The organism is Clostridium sardiniense (genome assembly GCF_050584765.1).
GTDB lineage: Bacteria > Bacillota > Clostridia > Clostridiales > Clostridiaceae > Clostridium > Clostridium sardiniense_A.
Map to the genome: position 1 here is coordinate 502557 of NZ_JBNOOR010000002.1, position 16380 is coordinate 518936.

Sequence of the window (16380 nt, forward strand, 5' to 3'; positions counted from 1 at the left end):
TAATATTTTGATAAAATAAATAAGCCTAGTGCAATAATTTCATTGCACTAGGCTTATTATTTTAGCTGTTAAATATTTTTTATTTTCTGAATTTAATATCAATTTTCCTTATTTAGCTCCTTCGCAAGCTTTCTAAGTCCATCTAATCTATTATCATTAGGTTTTATTAATTTACCATCACCATTTTCTAAAATTTTCATAGCAGATTTCACTTCACTTTTAGTAGATTTCATATGCTTTTCTGCAAGTTTGTAATAGTAATGACTCTTAGATCCATCAGCCTTAACTTCTCTACCACCCTTAGAGTAAATTACACATAAAATCATTGCTGCATGTACACTCGCAAATGATTCTGCTCTTTCAAATAAAGAAATGGCCTTTCTAATATTTTTATCAAAGCCATTTTTACCTTCTAAGAAATTATATCCCTGCCTAATTAATTCATCACAATCATCAATGGCTAAAAACTCTTCCATCTCTTCTACTTCAGCTTCATATACGCCATATTTCTTTTTATCTCTTTTATGAAGTCTGTTTGTTATTGATTTTTCTATCTTTTTAAATGGTACCCAGTCCATTATCGTCATCTCCTAGTTTTATTAAAATTCTACTTAACAGCTATATATTAAAATATTTAATTTAAAATTTAGCTAGTTTATTGATAATTCTAATTTATTAATTATAACTATAAAAAGTATGTATCATATATTATGATAATACTTTAATTAGTAAAGGCTGTTAACTATCTGTTATCATTTAATTAACATTTCACGAATCCAATTATTGTCTATATCTACATTGTAATTTTTATTTTTTCCTTTATTATCATAGTTATAGATTACGCTTCTATTGTATTAATCAATTATACATATTACCGTTATATATCTTATGCCTCATCTATCTTGCATCCATTTTTTAATCTTATATAAAAAGTGTATCCAAGAGATATTAAAACTATAATAATACCTCATAGTGCAAATGAGAATTCTACATTGCCTACAAAACACCCAATTATAATTCGCATCCAAGCCCTCAAGCGATTGCCTTTGATACTGATTCAGTTTCATTATTATCTTATTAAATGCTATTATCTCATACATTAATTCATATATAATAAAAAATATAAATTTATCCTCCTCAAGAATACATTAAATGGAATCATAGTTAGTTGTTATTCCCTTAGCAATCTAACTATGATTTCTTTTTGTATTTGAATAATTGATATTAATTATCATTAATGCTATACTTTTATATTAGCGTTTAGAAAACTTACATCAGGAGGACATTAAATTGGATACAAAAGATAAATTTCAAAGCTTGATTATAATTATTATAGCTTTTATTGGTATTTTTATTGGACAAGTAGATTTTATATCTAATCTATCTGATAAGCTTATTATGCCATTTCTTACACTAATGCTATTTTTATTATTTCTTCAAATACCAATTGGAAATATAAAAGATTCTTTGAAAAATATAAAATTCACTTCTACAGCAATAATAATAAATTTTATAATAACGCCTATGCTAATCTTTATATTAGGGAGATTATTTTTAATTAATGAACCTGATTTATTAATTGGATTTGTTATGCTTACTGTTACCCCTTGTACTGATTGGTATTTAATATTCACAGATATAGCTAAAGGTAACACTGCCCTTGGTGCATCTCTTCTTCCATTAAACTTTATACTTCAAATTGTGTTACTGCCTTTATACGTATTATTGATAGGTGGTACAAGCATTAAATTTAATTCAATGGAACTAATAAGTAGCACTATTATAAATTTAATTATTCCTCTTATACTTTCTATAATAATTAGAAATTTAATTATTAAGTTTAAAGGAAATACATATTTTAATGAGACTATCTCAAAAAAATGTTGCACTCTTCAAGGATGGTTTTTAAATTTAGCCATACTTTCAATGTTTGCATCACAAGGAAAAGTATTTTTATCACACCCAAGCATATTTTTAAAACTACTAATTCCTTTATTACTATTTTTCTTTATAATATTTATTTTAGGACAATTTGTTGGATTTAAGTTAAACATGTCTTATGAGGATACGGTAGCTTTAAATTTAACTACATTAGCTAGAAACTCACCAATAGCTCTTGCAATTGCTGTAGCTTATTTCTCTGATAGGCCTATGATTGCTGTAGCACTTATAGTTGGCCCACTTATTGAGATTCCAGTTTTAATGGCTGTATCTAGAATATTATTATTTAAGCGAAGTAAACAAAAAGAATATAATTAAAGATCAGATATAATACTGCAACTAAAATGATTGTTATTTAAGACTTACAATCAAAAGAATAGATACTAAACAAAAAATAAAGAATAGATTTTAGCACAAAAAAGCCTAGCAATTAACTTTATCTAATTGCTAGGCTTTTTTATTTTATTTTTTCAATTATTCTTCTAGTTTCAGTAATGTAGTTTTTCGTTTTTGATATATTACTCTTTACAATTCCAAGATATAAAATATCAATTAATGTTAAAGCTGACATTCTTGATGCTATAGCACCAAGTCTTAGTTCTTTTTCTTCATTTGGTATATAAAGGCACATATCAGCATTTTTTGATAATGTACTACTATTATATTTTGTTATAGCAATAGTTTTAGCACCATTATTTTTAGCTTCATTTATGGCAATATTAATTTCCTTTGTTTCACCGCTGTAGCTTATCCCTATAGCCACATCATCTTTATCTATATGGGATGCAGTAGCAAGTTGTATATGAGAATCATGACTATATACTACATCCTTTTTTATTCTAAGTAGTTTATATTGAAAATCTAAGGCAATAAGTCCTGATGCACCTACACCATAAAGATATACTTTTTTTGCATTGGCTATAGTATCTATTGCATTATTTACTACATCAATATTTAGAAGCTTATATGTCTGATCTAATGTGTTAATATTAGATTTTATAGCTTTCTTTATCATAGTTTTAGTATCATCATTTTCACTAATAATTTCACTAAAATCTACTATTTCTTCTTCATTTTCCTTTGCAAGTTCTACCTTTAGAGCAGTAAACCCTTTAAAGCCTAACTTTTTTGAGAATCTAATGATTCCCGCTGGCGATACAGATACCTTATCTGCAAGTTCTTGTGCTGAAAGATTAATTACCTCATCTTTATTTGAAAGAATATATTTACCTATCTTTCTTTCAACATCTGTAAATCCCTTCATCCCTTGTCTTATAATATATAAACAACTCATTTTTTATCTCCTAATTTCATTTGTAATACTAAAGTAACTTTTACTCATCATTTTTTAATGCAAGTATGGCAGCTCCTATATCAGCTGTATATCTTGGAGTAACTAAAACACATTTTTTATTTAATGATTCTATTAATGGATTTAAAATAAGTTCTCCTGATTTAAATACGCCACCAAGATAAGATACTTTGATAATATCATCTTCAAAATCTTTTATTAATAGATTCACTAATTCTGAAAGTTCTTTTGATGCTGATTTAAATATCTCAATTGCATTTTTGTCACCAAGCTTTGCTGCTTCAAAACAAACTTTTGAAAACCTCGCTATTTCTAACCTATCAGACTTTATATCCTCATTAATATATCTAATAAGATCATAATCATTTGATAAAGCTAACATTTCCTTAATTATCTCATATATATGTGTTTTTTCCAATCTTCCATCAGCTTCTTTAGAGAATGTCTCTATAATCTTTTTACCTATCCAGTAAGCAGACCCTTCATCACCTATAGAATATCCCCATCCTCCGCATCTCTTATACTTGTCACCTATTTTAGATAACGCTATAGAGCCTGTTCCTGAAACTATTACTACACCATCTTCTCCATTTAATGCTCCGGCTAAAGCTATCTCAACATCATTTCTTAAGATGTATTTAAAATCTTTAAATACTCTATCTACAACTTTAAGAAGAGCCTCTCTATCCTTCTGTATATTACCATATCCAGCAAGGCCAATACCTATCCAAGCTATGTCACACTTATCTATTTTGCTTTTATTTATAATCTCTTCTAAGCCATCTTGTAAAACCTCTTTAACCCCATTAAATCCTACTTGCTTAAAGTGAGATGTTCCCCTTTTTACAGAATAAATAACTTCTAGTTTTTCGTTTACTAATGTAAATTGTGTTTTTGTTCCGCCACCATCTATTCCTAAGTAATACAAGTTCCATCCTCCTTAATATAAAATATAATTAATTATTGATTTTTCAAACTTCTCTTTATCATATTCAAATTTTTTATAAATATAGTCTAATGAATTATTCAGAATATAATCACATCCTGCTAAATGATTAAAAAAATTATATTTAAATTCTATTGATTGTATGTCAAATTTAAATTCATCTGGATAAAGCTTCTTAATTGTATATAAAATATTTATAGCCGTCCTAACCGGTAAAAAATCTTTATAATCTTTAATATGAATTTGCACTCCATTACAAAGTTTTTTTTCATACTTTGAAAATTCCGGTACAAAATATACTGGTCTAAAATAAACACCTAGTATATCATTATTTTCATTCAAAGATTTACTTAATTTATTACAATCTATCCAAGGTGCTCCTATGATCTCAAATGGTTTTGTTGTTCCTCTTCCCTCTGAAACATTAGTTCCTTCAAAAAGACATGTACCAGCATATATCAATGCTGAATCTAATGTTGGTATATTAGGTGATGGAGGAATCCAAGGTAAATCAGTCTCATAGAATGTGATCCCTCTCTCCCATCCTCTTATTGGAACTATTTTTAAATCACAATTTACTTCTTCAATATCATTAATATAATTAGCTAGTTCCCCAACAGTTAACCCATATATATTTGGTATAGGTAACATACCTACAAAAGAATCATATTTATGATCTAATATATTTCCTTCTATTAATTGTCCACCTAAAGGATTTATTCTATCCAAAATAACAAATTTAATATTATTAACACTACATGCTTTCATACATAAATACATCGTATAAATATAAGTATAATATCTTATTCCTAAATCCTGAATATCATAAATAAGAACATCAATTTTCTTAAGATCCTCATCGCTTGGATCTTTTTTATCGCCATAAAGACTTATTACTTGTTTTCCAGTGATTTCATCAATATAATCATTAACTTTCTCTCCTGCTTGATTTTCTCCTCTCAACCCATGCTCTGGAGCAAATAAAATTTCTAAATTATATAACTCATTAATTATATCTACAGTAGAATTATAATTTTTATCTATTCCTGTTATATTAGTTACTAAACCTATTCGTTTATTTTTAAATAAGTAACTATAATCCCTAATATTATCTATACCACTTTTTACGCATATTTTATTTTCTTTCATATATCCTCACTTTTAATTAAGGAACCAGAATAATCTGGTTCCTTAATTTTATTACTAATATTATTGCGCTATTTCTTCATTTCCTTTCTCTTCAGAAAGTAATTCCTTTTCATAAGCCTTAAAGAATGGATAATAAACTGCTAAATAAATTGCAAAATTAATTATTACTAATACTATAGCTTTCCAATCATTCGTAGCAAGGAAAGCTTTAATTGGAGCTGGTAAAGTCCATGGAGCCATAACTGACACCTTTGCTACAAGCCCCCAAGACATAGCAAAATATGTTACACAAGTTGTGATTATTGGCCCTACTATGAAAGGTATTGCTAATATTGGATTTACTGCAACAGGTGCCCCATACATTATTGGTTCACTAATATTAAATAGTCCTGGTATTATTGAGAATTTACCAACTTCCTTTAAATATGCTGATTTGGATCCTAATAATAATATACATAAAGCTAATGTACCACCGGTACCACCTATCCATAAAAATACATCTAAAAATCCTTCTACACCTATATTTTGAGCTTGTCCTCCGGCTGCAACAGCTGCCATATTTTGATCCATAAGCACTAACCAAATTGGTCTAACTATTGAACCTATAACAGAGTCTCCACTAATACCTGTTGTCCATAATAAACACATTAAAATTACTGGGATTAATATTCCAATTAAACTATTGCCCGCTATACCCATTAAAGGTTCAAATAATTTCATTAAGAAAGCATTTACATCAAATCCTAATAAAACTCTAACAACCCATACTAATACAATAATAAATAATCCTGGGATTAAAGCTTCAAAAGATCTCGCAACTGAAGGTGGCACTTGTTCTGGCATTTTAATAGTTAAATTTCTAGCCTTACAAAATCTAAGAATCTCAACTGCAATAAGCATACATATAATAGCTACAAACATTCCTGAGCCACCTAAATATTCCATAGGTAAAGCCCATCCTAATTCTACTCCTGATGCAGCATCTAGTACTGTTTTAGGCACATTCATTAAAACAAATGCAGCCATAGTTAATACTCCACCACTAACTCCATCTAACTTATAAGATTTTGCTAATGCATATCCCATACCATAAGATGCGTATAAAGACATTAAGCCTACTGTAGTTCTAAATGGTATTAAAAATATTCCTGCTTTTGGAGTAATCCACTCTCTCCATGCAGGTATTGGGAAGTTATAAATAACTAAAAATAAACAACCTATTAATATTAATGGCATTGTAGATATAATTCCATCTCTTATAGCTCTTAAATGTTTAACCTCAGATACCTTCGTTAATGGTGGTGTGATTTTCTCATCAAAAAATTTCATGAACTTATCCATAAATTTATTCATATTCCTTTACCCCCTTTTTTACATCCTAATTATTCAATATATTTTCTTAGTATATCTTTAATAATTTTTGGTGCACCTAATGGTGTATATGCATTTAGAGGAATTTGCTCTACTGGAAGACCGATCTTATCCCCTTCCTCTTTAAAATATGGGAATCTATGTTTTACTTGTGGTGCAATTATTACAACTTTCGGTTCAAAATTTGAAACGTTTTCAAGAAACTCAGGTGTACCGCATGCCATTATTTCAATTGGTAACCCTTGTTTATCTGCCTCTTTCTTTATAGCATTTACAACTATTGTTGAAGAAAATCCTCCTGAACAAACCATTAATACTTTCATAAATAATTCCTCCTTAAAATTTATTATTTTATTGAAAAAAATTTTTCATTTTTAATAATATCAATTTCTTTACTTTCTATATTTGTTACTTTAAAAAAACCATTCCCACTTTTAAGTTTTTCCTTTAATTTATTGATATTTTCTCTTTCACCTTGAACTTCTATTAATATAGTCTCTTCTGGCCCTCTTTTTGCATAACCACTTAACATAAGTAATGAAGCATTCATTTGAGCAAAATATCTTATTCCACCTTCACTAACATTTCCACTTATAATTAATTTTTCTCTAATCATAATCTTATCTCCAATTATAATTTCTTTTTAACTGTTCTTTTTGCAAGCCATGTGTAATCAAACATGGTTTTCATACTATATTTCTCGACTTTAATTCTTGATGTTTCAAAAAACATCATGGTTAAAAAGAAAAATATTACTAAAAATATTCTGTTTAAAGTTTTAGGAATATTATCAAAGAATAAATTAGGTAAAATCATAAGCGAAAATCCAGCAAATCCATAAATCCATCTATTAATTAAAATATTTTTCTTTTTATACATATAACTAGTTAATTTAATTGGAATCATTGTTGCTATAACCACAGCTACTATATACAGACTTATAATTAATAACCCTTTCATTTAGTTTCCTCCAACTTTTTTTCTAAATTATGAATAGTATCATACATTTCTATCATTTTTTTTACTAAATATTGTTCTGACATTGTAGTCATGAACTGATCTTGTGCATGTACCATTAAAAGAGATACATTAATTCCTTCTGATGCTATATCTTCTTGAATAAGCTTAGTTTGAATATTATGAGCTTTTGTTAAATACTGTTCAGCAATTTTTTCAAACTCTTGTGATTTTTCATTGTTATTTAATCTAGCCTCTTCTAATGAATTAAAAATGTTAGCTCTAGCCTCTCCAGTATTAGATATAAGCTCAAATATTTCATTTTCAAATTTCATCGTCCTACTCCTTATTTAAAAAATTGTGGTAAATAATCTTTATTTATTTCTAATAATTCTTCTAATAATTTCTTAGCACTATCAATTGATGGAATTAATGGATTATTTACTAATGCTATAAGTGCCTTTTCTCTATCTCCCTTTACTGCTGCGTCTACAGCTGGAATCTCATAAGATTTAACTGAATATATTAATCCAATTGCTTCTTGTGCTAATGGACTCTTTAATGTAAGTGGAGTTGCTCCAGTATTATCTATTATTGCATTAGTTTCTATTATACAATTCCTTGGAAGCTCTTTAATTACCCCATTATTTAATATATTAACTGTGTGTATTTCCTTTTTATTGTTATATATTGCACTTATTAAGGAAACTGCTGCATCTGAATAATATGCTCCGCCTCTTTTATCAAGTTCTTTAGGTTTTGTATCAATAGACTCGTCCTTATAAATTTCAAACAAATTATTTTCTACTGCTTTTACAACCTCAGCTCTAGTTCCCTTTCCATTTTCACTGGCTGCTTCCTTTTCCTCATTTACCATATCAGCAGTCATTAAATAGTATCTATGATATGGTGATGGTATCATTCCTATTGCTTTTAAATAATCCCTATCCCAAGCTATTGCTGGTATATTTTTCATTGATAAACTTTCAAAGTCTGTCATTTCATTTATTAAATCTTTTGTTATATTCTTTCCATCTAACCATATACTCTTAGCCCATACTAAATGATTTAACCCTACATATTCTACAAATAAATCTTCTGGTTTAACTCCAAGTACATCTGCGAATGTCATCTTCATATGTATTGGAACATTGCATAAACCTAAACATTTTACATTTGTATATTTATTTATTGCTTCTGTAACCATTCCTGATGGATTTGTAAAGTTAATTAACCATGCATTTGGACATACATCTTCAATATCTTTACATATATCAAGTATTACAGGTATTGTTCTAAGTGCTTTAGCAAATCCTCCTGGCCCACATGTTTCTTGTCCTATAACATTATACTTTAATGGAAATCTTTCATCTCTTGCTCTAGCATCTAATCCACCTACTCTAAATTGAGTTACAACAAAGTCTGCATCCTTTAATGCTTCTCTTCTATCAAAAGAAACTGAAATTTTTGTATCTAAGTTTGCTTTTTTAATCATTCTTTCTGCAAGTTTTGATACTATTGTTACCTTTTCCCTGCCTTCTTCAATATCGACTAGGACTATTTCTCTTACTGGTAATTCACTTTTTCTCTTTATAAATCCATTAATAAGTTCTGGAGTATAACTACTTCCTCCTCCAATTACGGTTATTTTTAAGCTCTTCATAAAATCTCCTCCATTTTAGATAAAATCTATAGCTTTTGAAATTCTCCCTTCATTTTTTTCTAATATCTCTATAGCATCATCCCTTTCCAATCCTGATAAAATCATAAAAATAGCAAGTTTAACGTTTTCAGAAGCTTTATAGAAAAATTCTTCTGCAGTTTCTCTTTCACATCCTGTAGATTCCATTATTATTACTTTTGCTCTCTCAAGTAATTTCTCATTTGTAGGCTTTAAATCTATCATTAGATTTTCATATACCTTACCCAACTTTATCATAACTCCAGTTGAAATCATATTTAAAATCATCTTTTGAGCAGTTCCAGCTTTCATTCTAGTAGATCCAGTTACAACTTCTGCACCTGGGATAACTTCTATTGATATATCTGAGTACTTAGAAACTTCACCTTTGTTAACACAACATATTGAAACAGACTTTGCACCAATTTCTCTTGCATATTCAAGTCCACCTATTACATATGGAGTTCTTCCAGATGCTGCAATTCCAACTAAAGCATCATTTTTATTAAATCCTATGTCCTTTAAATCTTCTACCGAAAGTTCTTTTGAGTCCTCTGCACCTTCCTTAGCTTTAAACATAGCACTTTCTCCACCTGCAATTATTCCTCTTACTAAATCAAAACTAACTCCATAAGTTGGCGGACATTCTACTGCATCTAATACTCCAAGCCTACCTGAAGTTCCAGCCCCTATGTAAATTAATCTTCCGCCGTTTTTAATCTGTTCATATACTAAATCAATAGCATTAGCTATATCTTGTAATACTTCTTCAACTGCAAGTGCAACTTTCTTATCTTCATTATTTATCAATCTCACAATTTCTCTTGTTGAGAGCTTGTCTATATTTCTACTATTAAAATTTCTTTCTTCGGTATTTAATCTTTTTAAATTCACCTGCATCTTCATACCTCATCTCCTCTTTTTAGAAATAATATTTCATATAACCCATAACTTATTAAGAAATTTAATTTCATCTTTATTATAGCATTCTATATTTTATTTGCAATAGATTTTACAAATAAAATTTCACTCATTCTTATTATATTGTGAAATTTTATTTTATATTACATTTATCCTTAATTTTATTTTTATAAATTTTCTTATAAACAACTTATTGCTAATCAATAGAATATGAATTATTATTTTCTACGTTACGAATTAAATATTTAAAAGACCATCATCATTACTAATAGGTAAGTTAGAAAAAATAATATAAACAATATATAATCTAATATCTTAGTAAAAATCATAATAATATTAACTTAACTTTCTTAATATCTTCCTTTAGCCCAGTATAGAAAAATCAAAATCATTTCTATCTATAAAAGATTCCTCTATCTTAAACCTACTTTTTAGCTAGCCTATTTCCTATTAGCCTATTTTCTATTAGCTTATTTTTGGCTAACTTCTAAACATTGTGACCCTCAATTTATTCAAAATAAAAAGAGTAGTTTTAAAAAACTACTCTAAAAAATATATAATATACTATGCTGTTACTGACTCACCTTTTAGGCCGTCATTATTTTCAGCATCATCAGTACTTTTATCTTCAACAATATTATCTTGTATATCATCATTTTTGTATTCATATATAATACCTATTAATTTACCGCTTATAAGCACAGCTACAATAGAAAACATAACTTGTATAAAATCTAGGTAAACTAAAGATACTATAAGAATTATTGCATCACTTAATAAATAAACATGATTTACTTTAAGGGGTGTAAATTTATTACCTAAAAGTGCAATAACATCATCTCCACCTGACGCTCCTCCTCCACGAAGTACTAGTCCAGCTCCAATTCCTACAAATATTCCTGCAAATATACTTGCAAATAACATATGCTCGTTTAAATTTGGTACAACAAATCCTATTCTTTCAAATATACCATATGAAGTTGAAAAACATACTGTTGCAAATATTGAACATAATAAGAATCTCTTCCCAAAAAATCTTGCACCAAGTGCAAATAATGAGAAATCAATTATAAGATTTGTTATTGATGGTGAGATATCAAAGACATTTTTCACTAAGAGTATTAGCCCTAATACTCCTCCCTCTGTTACACCATTTTGATAATTAAAATTATAGCTTCCAAAAGCTAAGATACCCGAGCCAATTATTACTAATAATATGCTTCTCAGGTTCTTTCTCGTCGAACACAAAATATCACTCTCCTAAATTCTTTGTTTGATATAAATTTTTTTAAATCATTAACACCCTTATTAAAATTATATTATTATATTCAATTAATATCAAACTCGCCTATTTAGGTCTATTAGGACTATTTCAAGGCAATACGCATTCAATTGAATCCATCTCTTTCGTCATCATATTTCCTATTATCTCGTATGATTTGCTCTAACTTCCTTATATTTCAAAAATATATTCATATACCTTAATATCTTCTAATATATAACTTTTTTCTTCTATTCTATAAATAGAAATTAATCTTCAGAAAAACTTATATCCTCCAGATACTTTTATAACTTATCTATCGGTATTGACTTAAAGTTGTCCATTAATATATAATTAGAAGAAATGATTACAATTATATATTTTATTGCTATGATTAGAAGTAGTACTATAACCTTGTAATTTTAGAGAGCTGTTGTTTGGTGCAAAACAGTATTGCAAATATAGGAACTTGTCTATGAGCTTACTTGATGATAAGTCAAGTACGGTTTAACCGTTAAATTATTGAGTGAGGAAGTTTTATTATGTTATAAAATTTTCTAACAAGAGTGGTAACGCGGAAGTATCCTTTCGTCTCTTATATTTTAAGAGATGAGGGGTTTTTTTTATTCTCAAAATATACTTAACTTATATAATTGAATATTATTTTTATTTTATATTCATAATCTTCTTATATAAATAAGTACTATTTTCACCTTACCAAAGACCCCTAAAACTTTATAAAGTATATTAGTAGATAAAAGGTAAGTTAAAAGAATATACTACATATTTTCACTCATCTATATAATTAAATTGTAATTTTATAAATGTAATTTATATTAAATAATAACTCTATTTAGATTATTATTTTTGAAATATTAAGGAGGAATAAACTATGGGAAACTATGGAACTGTCATTGATAAGAAGTGGCAAGACAAATGGGAAAAAGAAGAATTATATAAATTCGACCCTAAAAACTTAGATAAAAAACTTTATGTATTAGAAATGTTCTCTTATCCATCAGGAAGTCAGCTACATGCTGGTCACTGGTTCAACTACGGACCAGTAGATACTTGGGCTAGATTTAAGAAAATGAATGGATACAATGTATTCCAGCCAATGGGATTTGATGCTTTTGGATTACCTGCTGAAAACTTTGCTATAAAGACTGGTATTCATCCACAAGACTCAACTGATAAAAATATTGTAACTATGGAAGCTCAACTTAAAGCAATGGGTGCTATGTTTAACTGGGAAAATGAAGTTGTAACATGTAGACCTGATTACTACAAGTGGACTCAATGGTTATTCTTAGAATTATATAAAAATGGATTAGCTTACAGAAAGCAAGCTCCTGTTAACTGGTGTCCATCATGTAACACTGTTCTAGCTAATGAGCAAGTTGTTGATGGATTATGTGAAAGATGTGATACAGAAGTAACTAAGAAAGACTTAACTCAATGGTTCTTAAAAATCACTGATTATGCTGATGAATTACTTGAAAAATTAGATGGACTTAACTGGCCAGAAAAAACTGTATCAATGCAAAAACACTGGATTGGTAAATCAACTGGTGCTGAAGTTACATTCAAGATTAAAGATCATGATTTAACATTTGATGTATTCACAACAAGAGCAGATACATTATATGGAGTTTCATATGTTGTTTTAGCTCCTGAAAATAAATTAGTTGATAAAATAGTAACTCCAGAAAATAAAGATGCAGTTGAAGCTTATAAAGAAGAAACTGCTAAACAATCAGAAATAGAAAGACAATCAATTTCTAAAGAAAAGACAGGAGTATTTACTGGTGCTTATGCTATAAATCCTATAAACGGAAAAGAAGTTCCTATCTGGGTTGGAGACTATGTTCTTGCAACTTATGGAACTGGTGCTGTAATGGCAGTTCCTGCTCATGATGAAAGAGACTTTGCTTTTGCTACAAAATTTAATCTTCCAATAAACAGAGTTATAGCTGCTAAAGATGGATCAGAAACTGAAATTCCATACTGCGAGCATGGAGTATTAGTTAATTCAGGAGAGTTTGATGGATTAACTACAAAAGAAGCTAAGGTTAAAATCGTTGAAAAATTAGCTGAAACTAATGAAGGTAGCCAAAAGGTTAACTATAGATTAAGAGACTGGCTTGTATCAAGACAAAGATACTGGGGTGCTCCAATTCCAATGATATATTGTGAAAAATGTGGAACTGTACCAGTACCTGAAAAAGACCTTCCAGTTAAATTACCATATGATGTTGAATTTACACCAGATGGTAAGTCACCACTAGCTAAGTGCGAAGAGTTCGTTAATACTACTTGCCCATGTTGTGGAGGAAAAGCTAAGAGAGAAGTTGATACTTTAGATACATTTGTTTGTTCATCATGGTACTACTTAAGATACCCAGATAACAAAAATACTGAAGCTCCATTCAATAAAGAACTTATAGATAAGATGCTTCCAGTTGATATGTATGTTGGTGGACCTGAACATGCTTGCATGCATCTTTTATATGCAAGATTCATAACTAAGGCACTTAGAGATATGGGATACCTAAACTTTGATGAACCATTTACTTCATTAGTTCACCAAGGATTAATCTTAGGACCAGATGGACTTAAGATGAGTAAATCAAAAGGAAATACTATATCACCAGATGATTACATTAAAGAATATGGTGCTGACGTATTTAGAATGTACTTAATGTTTGGATTTGCTTACACTGAAGGTGGAGCTTGGAGTGATGACGGAATTAAATCTGTTGGTAGATTCGTAGATAGAATTGAAAGAAATCTTGAAACTGCAAGAGAAGCTATTAATTCAGGAAAATCTAAGACTACTGTAGATAAGGCTGAAAAGGAACTTAACTTCTGGCTTAACACTGCAATTAAGGGTGTTACTGAAGATGGAGAAAAGATGCAATTTAATACTGCAATTGCAAGAATGATGGAATTTGTAAATGCACTATCTAAGTATAACAAAGAAGAAGTTGTAAATGCTTCATTCTTAAAAGAAGTTTGTGAAAGCTTTATAAAAATACTTGCACCATTTGCACCTCACTTCTCTGAAGAACAATGGAGCTTATTTGGAAATACTACTTCAGTATTTAATGAAGCGTGGCCAATATTTGATCCTAAGGCTTTAGTTAAAGATGAAGTTGAAATAGCTATCCAAGTTAACGGTAAAATCAAAGCTAAGATAAACGTAGCTTCAGATCTTGATGAAGAAGGAATAAAAGCTGCTGCTTTGGCTGATGAAAATATAGTTAAGAATACTGAAGGTAAGAATATCGTTAAGGTTATTGTTATCAAAGGAAGATTAGTTAATATAGTTGTAAAATAACATTACACTATTAATTAGTTTATAAATTTATAAAGGAACTTTGCAAAGTATTATGCAAAGTTCCTTTTATCTTTCCTAATTATTATTTTATAAATCCTTAAATTTATGCTTAAAATAATCATCATTACAGCATAAAAGTAATATTATTAATTTATAAAGTATACTAATAAATTAAATCTCAACAGCATATATTGTTAATTGTCAATTATCAAATTAGAAGTATAAATTACTGTTTTATATACGCTAATACTACTTCTAATTACTTAATAATTTCTTTATAATTTATTTCCATTTTTTTATGTGTTAATGTTAATATTAAAATATGCATTAATGCTAATATTAAAGTATGAAAAGTACAAAATTACATATACTAAGTTTCATAAATTAAGGAGGGATACAAAATTATGATTATTAATATTTCTACAATTTTTCTTTACTTTAATTTGTTGATTTTATTTTCAATTGGATGTATCTTACCCTTTATGAGTAGTGACGATACAATCTTTGGCGTAAAGGTAGATAAATCTTTTAATTCTAAAATTAACTTTACTAAACTGTATTTTAAACGTTATATTATAAGTTCTTTATTTCTTTTAACTCTATCATTTATAACATTCTCAAAATATCCTAATGCTAATCTTTTTATACTTTTTACTATACTGATAGTATTTAATATATGTGTAAATTACTTAATAATAAATCATAGAGTTATGCTGCTTTTTAATTCTAGCCAACTTAATGATCATAATACTATTATTCAAAGTGATTCTACACTTTGGAAGCTTGGAATATTTTATTATAATCCTGAAGACCCTTCAATGTTTATTCCTAAAAAATCTGGAAATGGTCTTGTATTAAATTGGGCAAAGAAGACAACTTGGATGATAATACTAGTTCCACTAATTCCTATATTTTTAATATTGTTTATTTAAACTTTCTATAAAAAGCTCTACATTTACTAAGAAACATAAATTACATTTTTCTTTAATATTAATATATTGAATATATGAAACTCTTTATTTAAAGGAGGTCATTTAATTGAATAGATTTAAAGGGAAATTTAATTTAGTAGCTGTATCACTAACTTCACTTTTAGCAATTAAAGCTCCAACTTGCGCCTTTGCAAGCGATATCTTTAATCAAGGTTCTATCTACAAATCATTTTCTTTAATGTATTTTATTGCTTTTATAATAATTCTTATCTTTTCTACTGCATTAGTTCTTAATTTTAATAAAAAAGTTAAGAAAAATCCTGACTATAAGAAAAGTCATAAACTATAAAAACAATGCTTAATTTATATTCAAAAAAGTTGACGCACTATATTTTGTAGTGCGTCAACTTTTTATGTAAAATGAATATATGACTACTAAAAAACTTAATATAGGAAATATAAATAAGTTCGAGTTAATGTAAAATGAGCATATAACTAATAAAAAGGAAGGTAATACCTATTACCTTCCTTTAATTATTTTTGATTCTAAAATTATTTAATTCAAGTAT

16 protein-coding genes and 1 other annotated feature are annotated in these 16380 nt (G+C 28.2%); of the genes, 4 read left to right on the forward strand and 12 right to left on the reverse strand.

Translation table 11 applies throughout. The features are described 5' to 3' along the window. Nucleotides 1–98: 98 nt before the first annotated feature. Complete coding sequence (locus tag ACQPUW_RS12110; protein WP_430837758.1) at nt 99–578, reverse strand: hypothetical protein; 480 nt, start codon at nt 576–578, stop codon at nt 99–101. 712 nt (nt 579–1290) lie between these two features. On the opposite strand from ACQPUW_RS12110, the gene ACQPUW_RS12115 reads away from it, so the two are divergent. Further along, the gene (locus tag ACQPUW_RS12115) at nt 1291–2259 is read left to right on the forward strand and encodes an arsenic resistance protein (protein ID WP_430837759.1); all 969 of its coding nucleotides are present in this window, start codon (nt 1291–1293) and stop codon (nt 2257–2259) included. A gap of 139 nt (nt 2260–2398) precedes the next feature. On the opposite strand, the gene ACQPUW_RS12120 is transcribed toward ACQPUW_RS12115, so the two are convergent. The 11 genes from ACQPUW_RS12120 to ACQPUW_RS12170 all read right to left on the reverse strand — a co-directional run bounded on the left by ACQPUW_RS12120 (nt 2399) and on the right by ACQPUW_RS12170 (nt 11526). Continuing rightward, the gene (locus ACQPUW_RS12120; RefSeq protein WP_430837760.1) at nt 2399–3235 is read right to left on the reverse strand and encodes a MurR/RpiR family transcriptional regulator; all 837 of its coding nucleotides are present in this window, start codon (nt 3233–3235) and stop codon (nt 2399–2401) included. Between the two features lie 40 nt (nt 3236–3275). Continuing rightward, the gene (locus ACQPUW_RS12125; protein WP_430837761.1) at nt 3276–4181 is read right to left on the reverse strand and encodes an N-acetylglucosamine kinase; all 906 of its coding nucleotides are present in this window, start codon (nt 4179–4181) and stop codon (nt 3276–3278) included. Between the two features lie 12 nt (nt 4182–4193). After that, nucleotides 4194–5348 (reverse strand): exo-beta-N-acetylmuramidase NamZ family protein, encoded by a 1155-nt coding sequence (locus tag ACQPUW_RS12130; protein WP_430837762.1) that lies wholly within the window; start codon nt 5346–5348, stop codon nt 4194–4196. Between the two features lie 60 nt (nt 5349–5408). Then, complete coding sequence (locus ACQPUW_RS12135) at nt 5409–6701, reverse strand: PTS sugar transporter subunit IIC (RefSeq protein WP_430837763.1); 1293 nt, start codon at nt 6699–6701, stop codon at nt 5409–5411. A gap of 29 nt (nt 6702–6730) precedes the next feature. Beyond that, entirely contained in the window at nt 6731–7042 is a 312-nt protein-coding gene (locus ACQPUW_RS12140) for a PTS sugar transporter subunit IIB (RefSeq protein WP_430837764.1), read from the reverse strand. Between the two features lie 23 nt (nt 7043–7065). Then, nucleotides 7066–7335, reverse strand: coding sequence for an acylphosphatase (locus ACQPUW_RS12145; RefSeq protein ID WP_430837765.1), 270 nt, complete (start codon nt 7333–7335; stop codon nt 7066–7068). 14 nt (nt 7336–7349) lie between these two features. Next, nucleotides 7350–7679: a hypothetical protein gene (locus ACQPUW_RS12150; RefSeq protein ID WP_430837766.1), complete on the reverse strand. Its 330-nt coding sequence runs from the start codon at nt 7677–7679 to the stop codon at nt 7350–7352. Continuing rightward, nucleotides 7676–8011, reverse strand: coding sequence for a PTS lactose/cellobiose transporter subunit IIA (locus tag ACQPUW_RS12155; protein WP_430837767.1), 336 nt, complete (start codon nt 8009–8011; stop codon nt 7676–7678). The genes ACQPUW_RS12150 and ACQPUW_RS12155 overlap by 4 nt, the downstream gene beginning before the upstream one ends. An 11-nt stretch (nt 8012–8022) precedes the next feature. After that, nucleotides 8023–9339, reverse strand: a complete 1317-nt coding sequence (locus tag ACQPUW_RS12160; RefSeq protein WP_430837768.1) for a 6-phospho-beta-glucosidase — start codon at nt 9337–9339, stop codon at nt 8023–8025. 15 nt (nt 9340–9354) lie between these two features. After that, nucleotides 9355–10257, reverse strand: a complete 903-nt coding sequence (murQ, locus tag ACQPUW_RS12165; protein WP_430838090.1) for an N-acetylmuramic acid 6-phosphate etherase — start codon at nt 10255–10257, stop codon at nt 9355–9357. 585 nt (nt 10258–10842) lie between these two features. After that, nucleotides 10843–11526: a YitT family protein gene (locus tag ACQPUW_RS12170; protein ID WP_430837769.1), complete on the reverse strand. Its 684-nt coding sequence runs from the start codon at nt 11524–11526 to the stop codon at nt 10843–10845. A 394-nt stretch (nt 11527–11920) separates the two neighbouring features. Further along, nucleotides 11921–12138 (forward strand) — a binding site (T-box leader). A 293-nt stretch (nt 12139–12431) separates the two neighbouring features. Here ACQPUW_RS12170 and leuS point away from each other — a divergent pair. The 3 genes from leuS (at nt 12432) to ACQPUW_RS12185 (ending at nt 16160) form a co-directional block, all read left to right on the forward strand. Next, nucleotides 12432–14879, forward strand: a complete 2448-nt coding sequence (leuS, locus tag ACQPUW_RS12175) for a leucine--tRNA ligase (RefSeq protein WP_430837770.1) — start codon at nt 12432–12434, stop codon at nt 14877–14879. Between the two features lie 482 nt (nt 14880–15361). Continuing rightward, the gene (locus ACQPUW_RS12180; RefSeq protein WP_430837771.1) at nt 15362–15811 is read left to right on the forward strand and encodes a hypothetical protein; all 450 of its coding nucleotides are present in this window, start codon (nt 15362–15364) and stop codon (nt 15809–15811) included. Between the two features lie 106 nt (nt 15812–15917). Continuing rightward, nucleotides 15918–16160: a hypothetical protein gene (locus ACQPUW_RS12185; RefSeq protein ID WP_430837772.1), complete on the forward strand. Its 243-nt coding sequence runs from the start codon at nt 15918–15920 to the stop codon at nt 16158–16160. Nucleotides 16161–16380 lie beyond the last annotated feature (220 nt).